The 16,256-nt window shown below is 40.9% G+C and carries 17 protein-coding genes; 5 read left to right on the top strand and 12 right to left on the bottom strand.

Translation table 11 applies throughout. The features are described from left to right. Positions 1 to 11: 11 nt before the first annotated feature. Complete coding sequence (locus VB732_RS11385) at positions 12 to 599, bottom strand: thioredoxin family protein (protein WP_323230942.1); 588 nt, start codon at positions 597 to 599, stop codon at positions 12 to 14. Between the two features lie 131 nt (positions 600 to 730). Here VB732_RS11385 and VB732_RS11380 point away from each other — a divergent pair, with 131 nt between their 5' ends. Continuing rightward, on the top strand, positions 731 to 1,291 hold the full coding sequence (locus VB732_RS11380; protein ID WP_323230941.1) for a hypothetical protein: 561 nt from the start codon (positions 731 to 733) through the stop codon (positions 1,289 to 1,291). Here VB732_RS11380 and VB732_RS11375 read toward each other — a convergent pair. Together VB732_RS11375 and VB732_RS11370 are read right to left on the bottom strand one after the other, a co-directional pair. Beyond that, a complete protein-coding gene (locus VB732_RS11375; RefSeq protein WP_323231018.1) occupies positions 1,288 to 1,806 on the bottom strand; it encodes a hypothetical protein in 519 nt (172 codons plus the stop codon). The two genes, VB732_RS11380 and VB732_RS11375, sit on opposite strands and share 4 nt — an antisense overlap. A 170-nt stretch (positions 1,807 to 1,976) precedes the next feature. Beyond that, positions 1,977 to 2,600 carry an exopolysaccharide biosynthesis protein gene (locus VB732_RS11370; protein ID WP_323230940.1) on the bottom strand — a complete coding sequence of 208 codons (624 nt, stop codon included), beginning with the start codon at positions 2,598 to 2,600 and terminating at the stop codon, positions 1,977 to 1,979. 277 nt (positions 2,601 to 2,877) lie between these two features. Here VB732_RS11370 and VB732_RS11365 point away from each other — a divergent pair, with 277 nt between their 5' ends. From VB732_RS11365 to VB732_RS11355, 3 genes are read left to right on the top strand one after another with little or no spacing between them, the layout of a single operon-like run. Continuing rightward, positions 2,878 to 3,660, top strand: a complete 783-nt coding sequence (locus VB732_RS11365) for an ABC transporter permease (protein WP_323230939.1) — start codon at positions 2,878 to 2,880, stop codon at positions 3,658 to 3,660. 6 nt (positions 3,661 to 3,666) lie between these two features. Continuing rightward, a complete protein-coding gene (locus VB732_RS11360) occupies positions 3,667 to 4,980 on the top strand; it encodes a cytochrome P450 (protein ID WP_323230938.1) in 1,314 nt (437 codons plus the stop codon). A gap of 8 nt (positions 4,981 to 4,988) precedes the next feature. Next, on the top strand, positions 4,989 to 5,804 hold the full coding sequence (locus VB732_RS11355; protein ID WP_323230937.1) for a hypothetical protein: 816 nt from the start codon (positions 4,989 to 4,991) through the stop codon (positions 5,802 to 5,804). Positions 5,805 to 5,822: 18 nt separating this feature from the next. Here VB732_RS11355 and urtE read toward each other — a convergent pair whose 3' ends face one another. Continuing rightward, positions 5,823 to 6,521, bottom strand: coding sequence for an urea ABC transporter ATP-binding subunit UrtE (gene urtE, locus VB732_RS11350; RefSeq protein ID WP_323230936.1), 699 nt, complete (start codon positions 6,519 to 6,521; stop codon positions 5,823 to 5,825). Between the two features lie 109 nt (positions 6,522 to 6,630). Here urtE and VB732_RS11345 point away from each other — a divergent pair, with 109 nt between their 5' ends. After that, positions 6,631 to 7,239, top strand: a complete 609-nt coding sequence (locus VB732_RS11345; protein WP_323230935.1) for a Uma2 family endonuclease — start codon at positions 6,631 to 6,633, stop codon at positions 7,237 to 7,239. Between the two features lie 38 nt (positions 7,240 to 7,277). On the opposite strand, the gene VB732_RS11340 is transcribed toward VB732_RS11345, so the two are convergent. The 8 genes from VB732_RS11340 to VB732_RS11305 form a co-directional block, all read right to left on the bottom strand. Further along, complete coding sequence (locus tag VB732_RS11340; RefSeq protein WP_190944452.1) at positions 7,278 to 7,502, bottom strand: type II toxin-antitoxin system HicA family toxin; 225 nt, start codon at positions 7,500 to 7,502, stop codon at positions 7,278 to 7,280. A 2-nt stretch (positions 7,503 to 7,504) separates the two neighbouring features. Next, complete coding sequence (locus tag VB732_RS11335) at positions 7,505 to 7,711, bottom strand: type II toxin-antitoxin system HicB family antitoxin (protein WP_323230934.1); 207 nt, start codon at positions 7,709 to 7,711, stop codon at positions 7,505 to 7,507. A 59-nt stretch (positions 7,712 to 7,770) separates the two neighbouring features. Continuing rightward, entirely contained in the window at positions 7,771 to 8,517 is a 747-nt protein-coding gene (urtD, locus tag VB732_RS11330; protein ID WP_323230933.1) for an urea ABC transporter ATP-binding protein UrtD, read from the bottom strand. Next, positions 8,492 to 9,610 carry an urea ABC transporter permease subunit UrtC gene (gene urtC, locus VB732_RS11325; RefSeq protein ID WP_323230932.1) on the bottom strand — a complete coding sequence of 373 codons (1,119 nt, stop codon included), beginning with the start codon at positions 9,608 to 9,610 and terminating at the stop codon, positions 8,492 to 8,494. Before urtC ends, urtD begins: the two co-directional genes overlap by 26 nt. Before the next feature lie 30 nt (positions 9,611 to 9,640). Beyond that, on the bottom strand, positions 9,641 to 10,801 hold the full coding sequence (locus tag VB732_RS11320) for an ABC transporter permease subunit (protein WP_323230931.1): 1,161 nt from the start codon (positions 10,799 to 10,801) through the stop codon (positions 9,641 to 9,643). A gap of 180 nt (positions 10,802 to 10,981) precedes the next feature. Next, positions 10,982 to 12,298, bottom strand: coding sequence for an urea ABC transporter substrate-binding protein (gene urtA, locus VB732_RS11315; RefSeq protein ID WP_323230930.1), 1,317 nt, complete (start codon positions 12,296 to 12,298; stop codon positions 10,982 to 10,984). Positions 12,299 to 12,491: 193 nt separating this feature from the next. Continuing rightward, the gene (locus tag VB732_RS11310; RefSeq protein ID WP_323231017.1) at positions 12,492 to 13,637 is read right to left on the bottom strand and encodes an FAD-binding oxidoreductase; all 1,146 of its coding nucleotides are present in this window, start codon (positions 13,635 to 13,637) and stop codon (positions 12,492 to 12,494) included. Between the two features lie 236 nt (positions 13,638 to 13,873). Further along, positions 13,874 to 15,865 (bottom strand): zinc metalloprotease HtpX, encoded by a 1,992-nt coding sequence (locus VB732_RS11305; RefSeq protein ID WP_323230929.1) that lies wholly within the window; start codon positions 15,863 to 15,865, stop codon positions 13,874 to 13,876. Positions 15,866 to 16,256 lie beyond the last annotated feature (391 nt).

Below are 16,256 nucleotides of genomic sequence, written 5' to 3'. Positions count from 1 at the left end.
AATAAAATTTACTAGTCAACTACTTGGCTGCCATGACTGCGAGGGTCATCTTGATTAGTGGTTGGTGCTACTGGGGTTGAAAATTTTGAAACTTTGCCGCTAGCTTGGGCATAAGGGAGTGACGAACCAGTAACTAAAGCTTCTAAGTTACTAGCCATAATTGTCCGGGGTTGATCACCGACGGCTTGGGCTATGGTTTCCCCTTGCTTAGTCAAAAATACAAAATGGGGAATCCCATCTACCCGATATTTCAACATTTCCGGTAGCCACTTGGTATTATCCACATTCAACATGACAAAATTCATCTTGTCAGCATACTCTGTTTCTAGTTGAGTGATATCTGGTGCCATTTTCTGGCAGACAGTACACCAATCAGCATAAAACTCTACTAAAGATGGTTTGCCGTTGCTAACGGCTACTTCTAGCGGTGTGGACGATTCGCTTAACTTGGCTAGGGTTGCTGAGGTTGTTTCGGTTCTCAATCCTAAGACTAAGGCAACGCTAAGAGCGATCGCTACCATTACAACTAAGAAGTTTCTCAAACGCTTCCCGAATGGAGATTCAGATTTATCGGGAGAATTAACAGGTGCATTACTCATAACAGAATTATTAAAACTTATTAAGCAATTTCTTCTTTAGTTTAGCTGACTCAAAGCGCTCTTTAATGCGTAATTTGCAATTCAAAATGGGTATTACAAATAAAGACTTTAGATGAAATAGGTTATCAAAGATGGTTTTAAGGATCAGTTATATCAGTGCTGTGTGTGGTGTATTTTTATTAGTTAGCGTTAGTAGCTTTCACAATTTAGCCATAGCCAATACAAACAACCAATCACAACTAATAGCACAAGGGCAAAGTAGAATCCAGTCACACCCAGTTTTTAAATCTATTCTGCCGAAATTAAAGCAAAAGACTCAAATTAAAATTTTATTGCCGAAGTTCATTCCCGAATCGGATGGGGAAAATCCAATTTACGCAAATATAGAAGCTGCTACACAAAAAAGCTACGAGATTTCATTGGCTTTTACTCCTGACTGTAATGGTGCTTCTGCTTGTCGTTTGGGCGCTGTTACGGCTGAAGTCGTAACCCGCAAAACACCCCGTCTAACTGGAAAACGTGTATCCCTAACTAAGGGTATCACTGGCTATTTTGTAGATTTTACTTGTGGTGCTGGTTGCTCAGATGCTACCTTGACTTGGAGACAACAGGGTGTGCAATATGTTGTTGGGTTAAAAGCAGGCGATCGCACTTCTTTGGTAAAAATGGCTAATTCTGCAATTAATCCCTAGATAACATCAGAGTTTGATTCAACTTTCCAGCGAAACAGCCGTGGTAATTGAGACACATCTATGATGTAATTAACAATCCACAGCACTAATTCAAAAATCAACAAATATCGTAACCACACCAACTCACTTTTAGAATTCAAAAGTGTCAAACCCTCATATAACTGCCAGAAGCGGTAAGGCAAGTATATATAGGGAACCATTACCCAGACTACATTTTGCAACTGCCTGAGTGTTACTATCTCAGAGATGATTTGCAACCCTAATACAATAAAATACCAACCAAGTACTGTTAATACAGTGCGATCGCCCCACCATACACCCCACAATAGCATCACTACCAAGGGCAGTAATCCTCCTAACAGTTGCACTGAGCCAAACCAGATTTTATACCAATCGGGAAATGGTAGAGGTAACGTATAAGGCTTTGTGTGTTTCCACCCCCAGTTCACAACCACAATAAAAAGTGTGGCAATGAGGAAAAAGAGGAGATTTTCTAGCAACAGATATAGGTTCATAGCCATGAGAAGATTATCAAATTCTGCTGTTCCTATGTCATTCTCCTCAAGTGGTATTTTTGCTATTTAACAAAATTTGGGGACTTTAGTCCCCTGCCTCTAGAAGCAGCATGTTTCGATGCCTACTTAAAATCCCCGTTACAAAACGTAATTGCGAATTGCGAATTGGTTTAACGGCCTAGCCAAGTCTTGATAATATCGAGAAGACTGGAACCCCCCCAAATCAATGCAAATAGTATGGAAGTAGTTAAAGCTGCCCCCATTACGCACATCACTAAACCACCGAGGCTAATAGCACCATCATCTTCCAATAAGCCAAAGCTGGTTACAAAAATTCCCATTGCTGGCAGGGTATTAGTTCCTGGAATCGGAATCATCATGGAAATCGCCATCAAGGCGATCGCTATTCCAATGGTTACTCTACCTGGTAAAGTAGTACAGATATAGCTTAGACGAGGACGAGCGATCGCTTCAATTCTTTTTAACCAAGGAATCCCTGCCTTTAAAAACCCCTGAACTGTTGTGAGTTGGATAGGATGATTCATCATCCGCTTGGGTAGCCACAGGGTTTTTGCACCAGCAATTAGCTGTATCGATAATAGAAAAATCAGGATACCGAAAGGGACTGAGTATCCGGGTGCTGGAACTGGCAAAGCGGAAGGTAGAGACAGGATAACCAGCAAAAATCCAAAAACTCTTTCTTTTGCCAACAGTAATATCTCTGCCAAAGTTACTTTTGAAGGTCGTTCTTCATCGAAAAAATAGCGTTGCAATTCGTTAGACAGTTTAGCCATAGATTACCAATATTCCGCAAAACTCAGTAAATAAATATACAAATTAAAAAGCCAGAATCAGCAAAGACAATTGCTCATACCCCCAAGCAGCCAAGTGATTGCATTAGTTCTGGCAAATCCAGATGCATAGAACTTCTTACCTTTCAACAGTAGATCCACAACATCTTAACGTTTAGCAATTTTCCTGAATAAAAAGTAATATTAAATTTACATAAAGTTATTGTGTAATCTTAGGAAACGTAGTGACAAATAGCAGGTTTTGAGTTAAAGGTGCAAGATGCAAAGATATTTGAAAGTACTAAGATTATTTTGGGGTGCTGCGATCGCATCTGAGTTAGAATATCGTGTTAACTTTTTCATCTCTACCCTCACCAGCTTGGGAAATCTTGCGGGTAGCCTCTTTGGACTATTCTTGTTTTACCGCACTGGCTATACTTTTAGTGGCTGGTCATGGGAAGCAGCTTTAATAGTTTTAGGAATTTTTACTTTACTACAAGGATTTTCTGCGACTTTTCTAGCGTCTAACTTGAATCGCATTGTCCGCCATGTCCAAGAAGGCACTTTGGACTTTATATTATTAAAGCCTATCCGCAGTCAGTTTTGGCTTTCGACTCATACCCTTTCACCTTGGGGACTGCCGGATCTAATTTTTGGTTGTATTATTATTGGCTATGCAGGTAAACGCCTTGGTGTAGGGATAAACAGCTATTTACTTGGTATATTGCCGTTATTGTTCAGCTTCCTGATTTTATACAGCCTGTGGTTTATGCTGGGATCAATGAGTATTTGGTTCGTCAAAATATACAACGCTACTGATGTATTGCGTGGTTTGTTGGAAGCTGGAAGATATCCCATTGCAGCATATCCTACTGCTTACCGCTTTTTCTTCACCTTTGTGATGCCAGTAACTTTTTTAACTACAGTACCAGCCCAAGTATTGCTTGGTCGCAGTGAAATTAGCTGGTTGATAAGCACGGCAATATTAGCAGTAGCCGTGTTTTTTGCTTCTACTTGGTTTTGGCGATTTGCGTTGCGGTTTTATACTAGTGCTTCGAGTTAGAGAAATATGAAAAGTAATCAAATTCCTCCTGGAAGCTTTGGTATCCCTGTATTAGGTGAAACACTTTCCTTTGTTTTCGACCGCGATTTCGCCAAAAAGCGCTATCGCCAATATGGTTCTATCTTTAAAACTCATCTTCTTGGCAGACCTACTGTAGTAATGGTTGGCCCAGAGGCATTAGAGTTCGTTTTGTCAAGCCACATCGATAATTTTTCTTGGCGCGAGGGATGGCCTAATAATTTCAAGACATTACTGGGTGAATCACTTTTTCTCCAAGATGGAGAGGAACACCGCAGAAATCGCCGCTTGATGATGCCGGCGTTGCATGGCCCAGCATTGGCGAGTTATGCCTCCACAATGGAAGATATTACACGTAGTTATCTGCAAAATTGGGAGAAAAAACAGGAGTTTACTTGGTTCCAAGAGTTTAAACAACTAACATTTGATATTGCGAGTCAATTATTGTTGGGTACACGTCCTGGGCCTGAATGTGTGCGCCTCAGTCAGCTGTTTACAACTTTGACAAATGGGTTGTTTGCTATTAATCCGTTGCCTCTACCATTTACGACATTTGGTAAAGCTATAGCTGCACGTAACCAGATTTTAGAGCATCTCACTCAAGTTGTCAGAGAACGTCAGCAAAACCCAACTCAAGATACCATCAGCTTGTTGATAAAAGCTAAAGATGAAGATGGTAACAGCCTGAGCGAAAAAGAAATCATTGCTCAAGCGGTGCTGTTACTCTTCGCTGGACATGAAACTACTACTTCGATGCTGACTTGGTTGTGTACAGAGTTAGCCCGTCATCCAGAAGTTCTCGAAAAAGCTAGAGTTGAACAATTACAACTTGCAAGTCAAGGTGATTTGGATTTAGAACAATTGGGGAAAATGCCCTATTTAGAGCAGGTTTTGTGGGAAATCGAAAGATTGCATCAACCTGTCGGAGGTGGGTTTCGTGGTGTGATTAAAGACTTCGAGTTTAAAGGTTATCACGTTCCTGCTGGTTGGCAGTTGCTTTATTCAATTGTGATAACTCATAGTCTAAAGGAAATCTACCTTGAACCAGAGCTTTTTGATCCAGAGCGTTTCAGTCCCCAGCGCCAAGAACACAAAAAGTATCCTTTTAGTTTAGTTGGTTTTGGTGGCGGGCCACGCATCTGTATTGGTATAGCTTTTGCCAAAATGGAAATGAAAATTATTGCTGCTCATCTTCTACGTAGTTATGATTGGGAGATATTACCCAATCAAAGTTTAGAGGTAGTTACGGTTCCCACTAATCGCCCTAAAGATGGGTTACGGGTTAGATTTCAACCTCGGTGAAATGTTTTATGGTATCCCAAATAGACATACATTTACCCAACGGAGTTTTGCAACGCTTACAAAATGTGAAAGATTATGTGGGCGAAAGCGTTAACTCTCTAAGTAACTCAGCACAACAAGTTGGGAACTCTTTGAAAGCAACAGCAACTACAACGACTGATAAAGCAATTGATACAGTTACCACAAGCTTAGAACAAACTTGGCAAACTGCTGATAAATTTAAAAGTACAACATCGGGCGCAGTTAAAGATGCAATGACATCTTCTGTAAGTGATTGGCTGACACAACACCCGATATTTTTTCGGTTAGTCCAAGTACTAGGTTGGGCGACTAATCACCCAATTATTAGTATAGTGATTTTGCTGTTTGCACTTGCCTTGCTTTGGAGCATCATCAAAGCAATTGTCCGCTTAATTGAAACAGCTAGTTGGTCAATACTCCAAGTCCCGATAAAATTACTTCTGGCTTCGATTAAAGTTAGTTTTCTATCCTTAGCTAAAGTTGGCAGTTTTGGTATTCAACAAATTACGGCTACTAAAACAACTAATAATCTGCCAGCTTTGTTACCTGAAAGTTTTCAACTAAGTAAGCAACAACGATTAGCAGAAATTTCTGGTCGCTTAGAAGCAATTCAAAAGGAACAGCATGAGCTTTTACAAGAAGCCGCAGATTTGATTGCTGATGACACTATTGATAGAGACAATCCAAAATTTATAATTACGAATTCAGAACAAGAAAGTGGAGAAATTAAACCCGTTTATACTCCTACAGAGGCGCAAGCTACATCCGCCAGTCACATTTCAATTCTGAATTCTGACTCCTGACTTCTGAATTCTGGTTTATTAAACAGCTAAAAAGCGTTGAATCACATCTTGGCTGAGTTCATCTGTGGAACCGGAGGCGACAATACCACCTTTTTGCATGGCGTAGTAGTAATCAGCCTGACGAACAAAGTGTAAATGTTGCTCTACCAATAAAACCGAAATGCCTGTGGTTTCAACGATGCGACGAACTGCGGCTTCAATTTCGAGGATGATGGAGGGTTGAATACCTTCAGTGGGTTCATCTAAGACGAGTAATTGAGGTTCTCCCATTAAAGCACGTGCGATCGCTAATTGTTGCTGTTGTCCACCACTCAAATCACCACCCATCCGCGCCAGCATGGTTTTTAACACCGGGAATAAGCTAAAAACTTCTTCTGTAATTTCTGCTTTTTTTACTGGCTTGCGTCTAGCTTCCAACCCCAACAGTAGATTTTCTTTGACTGTCAAACGAGGGATAATTTCTCGTCCTTGGGGAACATAACCAATTCCTAACTTTGCTCTTTGGTCTGGAGATTTCGAGTTAATTAATTCTTCAGCTAAGTTAATAGTACCGCTACGGGGTTTGAGTAAACCCATGATTGTTTTGAGTAGGGTGGTTTTACCTACGCCGTTACGTCCAATTAGGCAGACCATTTGCCCAGATGGTACGCTTAAATCTACATTGCGGAGAATGTGGCTTTCGCCGTAGTAAACGTTGAGATTAGAGATTTTTAGCATTGTAAGTCCTAATATTCAGTTAATATCCAAGTTAGAATACCTTGTAAGCTGTACTGACTCCGACAATAACATTCAGTGGTAGTCTGTGTAGGGTAAGAAAGCAAAGCAAATGACCCAAACGGCGAAAAACCAAAAATTGCTGACCTTTGAGGAGTATCTTACCTATGACGATGGTACAGACACGCGCTATGAGTTGGTGGATGGAGAATTAGTCGAGATGCCACCAGAAAGTCAGGAAAATAGCAATCTGGCAAGATTTTTATTTGTTGAACTACTAAAACATTTCCCATTTTATTTAGTTGCCCACAAGGATACAGAAATTGAGGTGGCGGGGCGACGGGCGAGATGTCGTTTACCTGACTTAATGGTTCACACAGAAGAATCTTATGCTGCCCTTATCGGTGCTACTCGTGCCACCCTCACTCGTGATATGCCACCGCCTGCGCTAGTGATTGAAATTGTTTCTCCGGGAACAGCAAACAGCGTTCGTGATTATCGCTACAAGCGGACGGAGTATGCCGCTAGGGAAATATTGGAGTATTGGATTGTTGACGCACAAATGCAACAAATTACAATTTGCCAGTGGGTTGAGGGACAGTATGAGGATAAAGTATTTACAGGTGCGGCTTGCATGGAATCAGTGGTAATTGCTGATTGGGCGCTAACAGTAGAGCAGGTGTTTAACAGTGCAAATCGAGCAGAATTACTAGGCGAATAGAATCTTATTAAAAAATAAAAACTGGGATGCACTCCGCATCAAATTGCAGAAACAAACTCGTTGACTGTAAGCCCAGCAGTGCGAATCAAACTTCGCAACGTTCCTTTTGCTACTTCACGATGCTCAGGAACAGACAGTGTGGCTAACTCTCCTTCCTTAACCAGGATGATATGGCTTCCACTTTGACGTGCAACTTCCCAGCCAAATGACTCAAATACACGAACAACTTCACGTCCGCTAAGAACAGGAAGAGTAGACGCCATAACTAAGCCACAACCTCTACTTGGTGAGTCTCTATGGTAAGTGGCAAACCGCGCTCGGCACGAACTTGTAGGCAGGCAGCTATTGCATCTTTGATATTCTCTAATGCTTCTTCCTTAGTCTGACCTTGACTAACACAACCCGGAATACTGGGGCACTCTACAATCCATGCACCATCTTCATCACGATCAATCGTTACATTGAACTTCATATTTCCTCATCCACTAAGCTTATAAATATAGTATATCTAAGCCTTGTAGTGCTAAAAATTTAGTCTTCTTGTTTCCCCAGATAGACTTCAATTACACGAGAGTCATTTTGTACTTCCTCAAAATTACCTTCGCACAGCACCGAACCTTCATGTAATACTGTTACTTTCTTAGCAATTTGACGCACAAATTCCATATCGTGTTCAATTACTAAAATGGAATGACTTTGTGCTAATGCTAGAAGTAATTCACCAATGTTGTATGTTTCTTCATCTGTTAAACCCGCAACTGGTTCATCAACAAGTAATAAATCAGGTGACTGTGCTACTAACATCCCAATTTCTAAACGTTGCTTTTCTCCGTGAGAAAGTAAACCTGCTCTAATATCTGCTTTCGGAGTTAAACCGATGGTTTCTAACAATCCTTTAATATTATTCTTTTCAACAGTATTAGAAGCTTCAAACAATGTAGAAAATACATTTTTCTTCTTATTACTGGTAATCTCTAAATTTTCACGGGGCGTTAAATTTAAGTAAATTCGAGGTGTTTGGAACTTGCGCCCAATTCCCAATCGCGCAATTTTATATTCAGGTAAAGAACGGAGGTTTCTTCCTTTAAATAAAACCCGCCCAATAGTTGGTTGCACTTTCCCGGTAATCACATCCAGAAACGTTGTCTTTCCTGCACCGTTGGGGCCAATTACTACTCGTAACTCACCCACATCCATACTAAAGTTAAGCTGATTTAAAGCCTTAAATCCGTCAAAACTAACAGTTACGTTTTCAGTTTCCAATATTTTCGCGTTCATGTTGCACTTCCGGGTCTTCTTCCAAGGTGGGATATGTAGCAATTTCTTGACGACGGTCGAAAAAGGAAATATTCTGGCTACGCAACCATCCCACGATACCGTCAGGAAGCACTGTGACGACTATCAGAAATAATGCGCCTTGGAAAAATAGCCAGATTTCAGCAAATTGTTCGCTTAAAAAAGTACGGGCATAATTTACTAATAAAGTTCCCACAATCGCACCAATCAAAGTAGCGCGTCCGCCCACAGCTACCCAAATCACCATTTCAATCGAAAAAGCAATATCCATTGCTCTGGGTGAGACAGAACCACTCTGAATGGTGTAGAATGCTCCTGCTATGCCTGCGATCGCACCTGAAACTGCAAACACTAGCACCTTAAAATCTGTAGGGTCATAGCCAGAAAATCTTACCCGACTTTCATCATCACGAATCGCTATCAATAATCTCCCAAAGCGCCCAGTTGTCAACCAGCGACAAATACCGTAGGTGATTGCGAGAAACACTACCGTCAGGGTGTAGAAAACAAACTGCGTTTTGGCATCACTGACCGTTGCCCCAAACAAAGTTGTAAAATCTATTAGTCCGTTCGTACCGTTGAAAAATTGTTGTTGACCGTTAAAGAAGTTGAAAAATACAATAGTTCCCGCCTGAGTCAAGATGGAAAAATAAACACCCTTGAGGCGATTACGGAAAACCAAATATCCCAATAATCCTGCCAATAACCCTGGAATTAGTACCACCAAAGCTATTGTCAAGGGAAAAGAATAAAAAGGTTGCCAAAAGGCGGGAAGTTCTGTAACTCCATAAAGCCCCATGAAATCAGGTAATTCTCCAGTCGGGACTTGCAGTTTTAGGTACATTGCGATCGCATATCCACCCAAACCAAAGAAAATACCATGTCCCAAACTCAATAAACCAGTATACCCCCAAATCAAATCAATACCCAAAGCCACAATCGCCAACGAGAGAAATCGCCCCAACAAATTTAGGCGAAACTCCGAAAGCACCAGTGGCATAATCATTATAAGGAAGAGTGCGATCGCAACCACCACCCCCACCTCAATTAATAACCCTCCTCCCCTCTTCCTCATTCTCTGCGTCCTCTGCGTCTCTGCGGTTCGTTAAACATCAACAGTACGTCCCTTCTGCGGGAAAATCCCCCCAGGCTTCCACTGCAAAAACACAATAATCAGCGCAAACACCATCACCTTCGCCATACTCGTCGTTGCAAAAAAAGTAAACAAATCAGCCAAAGGCTTAACAGGACTCAACAACAAAGCCAAAGTCCCAGAACCAATTAAAAAATTAGCCGTCCCAATACCCAACGCCGCCACAATCGTCCCGGCTAAATTACCCACACCCCCAACAACAACAACCATAAAAGTATCAATAATATAGTTTTGCCCAGTATTTGGCCCTACAGAACCGAGTAAACTAATCGCACATCCAGCCACACCCGCTAAACCAGAACCCAGTGCAAAAGTAATTGCATCAACCTTTTGAGTTGGGATACCCAAACAAGCACTCATACTTCGGTTTTGCGTCACAGCCCTAATTCTTAAACCCCAGCTAGAACGTTGTAAAAATAAATAAATTCCCGAAACACAGATTATTGTTAAAGCAATGATAAATAACCTAGCAAATGGCAATTGCACACCACCCAAAGATATCCCCGCTTGTAACCAAGTAGGTGCTGTTACATCCACATTTTGAGCGCCAAACCAAGGTTGAGTTACTGCTAGCTGATAAGTTTGACTCAAGAAATTGCCCGTTGCTATTGTCACCCCCAACGATAATAAAAATATCACCGTTGCAATCCAATTACGAATTCTTCCCAAATCTGTGCGGGAATTTAAAATCCATAACCCGCCAAAAAATAACAGAGAAAATATGGCAATGCCAATTATTAATACCCAATTGACACTGCGAACAAGCTGCTGAAAAATCAAACTTACTCCCCAAGTTGCCAAGAGAGTTTCTAATGGTCGTCCATAGAGATAACGAATCACACCTTTCTCTAGGATTAATCCCACAGTAGCCGTGAAAATAAAAGCGATAATCAAAGCTAAAAATATATAGGCTTCAAACCATATTCCACCCAATTGTTTGCAGACATTTTGCACAACGAATGTTGTATAAGCGCCGAACATCATCAATTCACCATGTGCCATATTGATGACACCCATCAATCCAAAAATAATTGCTAGTCCAAGTGCAGCAATTAATAATACAGCACCAATACTAATGCCATTAAATACAGCTTCTAAAATTCCTGCAAACACTTTTTTCCTCACATAATAATTGTAATTATGTTTAGACTGTGTTACAGCACAAGTGACTAAACATAGCAACAATAAATATTTTTACCGTAACGTACCGAAATAAATGGTGCGTTGCACTTCGCTATAACGCACCCTACAAAGTAATTCGTAACTAATTACGAATTACGAATTACGAATTATTTACGCTTTCTTGTACTTACCACCCTTCGCTGGGTCAGTCCAATCACAAGCAAATCCTTTAGTCTCTTTCACAAATTGATTCCAAGGAACTGGTTCAACTGGTGCAGGAGTAGCATAGACAATATCAAACAAACCATCTTGTCTGACTTCACCAATCCGCACAATTTTGGATATGTGATGATTGGCATCCATTGTCACTTTCCCTTCAGGTGCATCTAAAGTTTGACCAAAAGCCGCAGTCCGCACTTTTTCTAAATCAGTAGTTCCAGCTTTTTGGACTGCTTGCTTCCACAAATAAACTGCAATATATCCTGCTTCCATTGGGTCATTTGTTACCCGATTTTCACCGTATTCTTTCTTGAAAGCGGCAACAAACTTTTTGTTAGCAGGTGTATCTACTGTTTGGAAATAATTCCACGCAGCGTAATGACCTTTGAGATACTCTACACCAATTGCTTTGACTTCTTCTTCGGCAATACTAACAGACATAGAGGGATATTTATCTGGTGTCAATCCAGCCCCTTTCAATTGTTTAAAGAAAGCGACATTACTATCACCATTTAGGGTGTTATAAATCACGCCACCATTAGGCAAATTTTGTTTTATTTTCGTGATGATAGGTGTAACTTCTGTATTGCCAAGAGGTAAATAATCTTCACCAACTGTTTTTCCACCTAAAGCTTCTAATTGAGCTTTAATAATTGTGTTAGCAGTGCGGGGAAAAACGTAGTCAGAGCCAACTAAGAAGAATTCCTTGCCCTTATTTTTCAACAACCAATCAACAGATGGTTCAATTTGTTGATTTGGTGCAGCACCAGTATAGAAAATATTTTTAGAACACTCTTGCCCTTCGTACTGCACAGGATACCAGAGCATGTGATTTTTGCTCTCAAATACTGGCTTGACATTTTTACGGCTAGCAGAAGTCCAACAACCAAAAACTACAGCGACTTTATCTTGATCAATTAGCTTAGTTGCCTTCTCTCTAAAAGTATCCCAGTTAGAAGCACCATCTTCGGTAATTGCTTCAATTTGTTTACCTAAGATACCACCAGCAGCGTTAATTTCTTTAATTGCTAATTTTTCAGCATCGACAACACTTTTTTCACTAATAGACATCGTACCACTCAAAGAGTGCAAAATACCTACTTTGATGGTGTCACCAGCAGTAGCAGCAGCCGGAGTTGCAGCCGGAGTTGCTGCTGGATTCTCTGTAGTAGTCGGAGAATTATTCGCACAAGCTTTGATAAAAAAGCTGCTTCCAAAAGTTGCAGAACCGTAGATTAAAAACTTGCGTCTGTTAAATTGTCTTCTCATCTTTTTATGAATTTTCCTCTCGATCAATCAATCAACTTAATAGAAAGCTGACAATATTAAACTTTAAAGTGTGATGATAGTGCGATAGTTTACTAGTAAAAAGTTACCTTTGATACAAAATGTATGATTTTTGTAACAAAAAAACAACTTTACAATATTAATCTTTATTAAGCTTGGGATTATGAAATTATTATTAGTGAGGAAGAGATAGCTGGATAATAATCTCATCTTTCTTACCAGATGCAAAATTAGCAAAGCGCTTTGCTAAAGGTGGTATGATTACTAAAGGATTGCTGAACCCAGAGAACAAATGAACGTTTTCAAATGCTGGGATAGTACCAATAAACGCCAGGCGATCGCTACTAAATGCCACTAAGCAATGATGCCAAGTTCCTGGTAAATTTCCCAATGCTGGTAAAACCTCACCGACACTTTTTCGCAGCCACTTTTCGCTTGACTCTGAGTTTACCTTGGCATGAGGATCTGCGATCGCCCGGCTAATTTGGCCAATGCGGAAGCTACCATCTTGAAACTGAATTGCACCCGCATCTAAAATCGGTGTTACTAACTCATTACCTGATTCATCCCATAATTCATCAACTTGAGAAGATTCAGCTTCTAGTTGAAGACGTTGCATATTAGCTGGCATAACTAAGGTGCGTAACTGCACATCTACAGGCGGAGTTTCAATAATTTCTGCATGGGTAAAATACAGCTTGACGGGAATACCAGCAGATTTTAATAACTGGCGGCTGAGTCCACCCGCACAAATAACAACATTCGCGCTGTGGTAAGTTGCAGTTGTGGTTTTTACACCATCTTGCAGTACTTGTAATACTTGGGTAATCTGCATTTCACCGCCAGCCCGCAGAAAAGCTTGAATGTAAGCAAGTGATGTTTTTTCTGGATGAATATGACCATGTTTAACAGTTAAAGCACCAGATATCGCTTCTGGATTTAGCTGTGGTTCCAACTCACAAGCTTCTTGGACACTGAGTAAACGGGGTGGAATGGCAGAATGATTATATGATGCAGCCGTTGCTTCTGGGTCACTAGCGGCTGAAATAGTAAGTAATAAATCTAATTCCCGAAACTGGATATCAGCGTCTAACTCTTGAGATAGGATATGGTAACGCGCGATCGCTTCTTCGCACAATTGACGAGTTAATGGCGTATTCCCCGACCAATAAGCAAGCCCACCATAACTATAGCGAGTTGCATTCTGTGGTGTTTCGCATTGCTCCAATAAAAGTACAGCAAAACCTGTTTTTACTAATTCATAAGCGAGTGCAGCACCCGCAATTCCACCACCAACTACAATCCAGTCATACTGTGGAATCAATATATTAAACAACATACTCGGCATTATATTGAAACTGAAACCATGTTTATGCAAAAAAGGAGGCAGTTATTACTACCTCCTTATTAATTAAAGCTTGGATGGACTGAGAAATGCTTTGAAAGCAGGCTATAAAGTCATACCAGTTTGAAAAATAATTACCACAGATAGACTAATATAACCCAGATATAAAAGGCCGTTCCCAATCCAAAATCTAAAATCCAAAATGGTATCAGCTAGTTGCTCAAAAACATAGTCAAGACCACTCCCAGAATAATCGATCCACCACCAAGGATGAATGACCAGAAGCGATGGTAACTGTTGACAATAGTGCCATTTTCACTCTGGAGTTGAATCAGATCCATCCAAGGTGCAACACCCCGACGGAACCAACCCACAGCCCCCACTTGTTCACCAATCAAGCTTTTGACTCGCTTCATCCCAAACAAGAAATTGCCGATAGGGCCAAAGCGTGAGGCGTAATGCAAATAAAGCATTCCGCTACGATCCTGAATTTTTAAATCAGAACCAAATTTATAACCAGCGTCGCCGCGACCAATTAGTAGACCTTCAAGTTTTGCTGGTTGTCCACGTAACGGACTGGCGTAAGGGTCTGACATCAGCGTGAGAATGTCAGTTTCTGCTGCTTGCTTGTAATTAGGGAACATCACCAAGGCTTTAACTAGAATCCCCATTCCTAAGCCGATAAGTGGCGCACCAAATGCTAAACCTGTGTTTGGGGAACTTGACCATAGAATCACACCCATTACCAAACCAACCAAGAAACCAATTGTTTCAGCGCCATAAAGGACAACATCTAAAAAGAAGTTGCCGTAAAGCCTACTCTTACTCAGAGTTTTGCCTTCTCCAATAACTCGCCCCATATCAAACTCAGTCGGTAAACCCAATTGTTCGGCATAAGTGCTTAATGCACGAACTCGTTTACCCGTCAATGGATGAGTTGAATTTAATTCCATCCACCAGCCCCAGGGGTTAAACATATCCCAGAGAAAGACGCGACCAATTTTTTGGGTATCGGATGCAATGCGATAAGCGGTTCCTGTGGAAGCGGCGGCTTTATGATCGTAGATACCCAAGGCGCGAGTCCCTTCAATTAAACGGCTGGGTTCTTGTGTCCGCGAACCTTCTTCTAATATCCCGTAGGCAATCTTCACCAAAGCGCGGGATAATCCATTGGGATTACCTGTACTTTCGGCTGCAAAGTGGTCAGCAAAGTATTCTCGTGTCCGAGAGAGGTACAGCAGTAGATAAGTACCAATCATATAGAAGACGTAGGCAACTAAACCAGCAGTTTGTATGGCATCTTTAATCTTGCTATCGCCACCCCGCCCTAATCTTCTAGCTGTGATGTAAATGAGGTAGCAGATTTGCACTAAGGTAGAAGCTATAGTCATCACTGCAAAGTCCCAGTGGACAATGTGACCTAGTTCGTGAGCATAAACAGTAGCAATTTCATCATCATCCAGATATGTGAAAAGTCCCTGGCTGACGACTAAGCGGGCGCTATTCGGTAATGAACCATAAGTAAAAGCTGTGGGGTTTTGGTCGTTAATAATTCCTAGCCGTGGTGCTTTCAGATTTTTCTGTTCACAGACTTGGCGAATAACTTTAGCTGTCTCTGGACTAAGACTTTCAACTTCAGCTAACTCTACCCAACGAGTTTGGTAAAGCCAGCTTTGAGTTAAGTCCATGATAAATGGAGACAGGAAGAAGGCGACGATATTAAAAACTAGGGTAATACCAATAGCGATCGCTAACCCTTGGAGTGGATCGTTGCTACCCAAAATAAATACTAAGCTCAAACCTAAAGCGAACACCATACCAAACAGCAAGGTCATGGTGACACCAGAAGCTAATGCCAAACTACCACCCACACCCCCCATCGCTAATTTCATCCCAGTAGTGACAGCACGGCCAGCTTTTTGGCTGGCGTTAGATTGGGTTGCTGGCGTTTGGCGGAAAGATTGACTAGCTTGTTCTGCCCAACCGCGAGCTTGTGGGTTTTCACTCATCATTAACTTTTGACACAGGATTTTGGCTTTTTCGGTTTCGCCTGTGGCTTGATAGGCTTTCATCAGCCACATCTGTGCTGAAAGATAATCTGAAGAATTGTGTTCAGCGCAATCACGGCAGAATTGTTCAAGTAATTCAACCGCTTCTTGATAACGCTTATCTTTTAAGGCATCTAATCCAGATTGCAATGACATTATGATCTCCCTAGTAAAGGAGTAGTATTTATCCATCAATACTCAATAGATCCAACTTTCGTCACTACAATTTCGCAAAAGTTCAAAAAATGGCAGTATAAATTATTCACTTAAGAAAAAGGCTAGAGAAACATAAATTATAATGTCTCTCCAGCCTATGGTACGCATAAATCATTTTTAAGGCTTTTAAATTTGCCTGTGTTAATACTTAGTTTGTTTATATAAAAGTAAAGTTTTTACTTTTGCTCGCCTCTGTATTTCATATTCAAAGAATAAATGTTTTGAACCCGGTTTTGCTTCACCCGATCAGAGTAATTGCTGATTACCCAAATGGTTCACCCGATTGGGGGAAGACGAGAAGCAATAATCAACTTCAGATTGATAAGATGAA

This window comes from Nostoc sp. UHCC 0252 (assembly GCF_034931145.1).
In the GTDB taxonomy this organism is placed as follows: domain Bacteria; phylum Cyanobacteriota; class Cyanobacteriia; order Cyanobacteriales; family Nostocaceae; genus Nostoc.
This window is presented reverse-complemented; position numbering and strand designations above follow the sequence as displayed.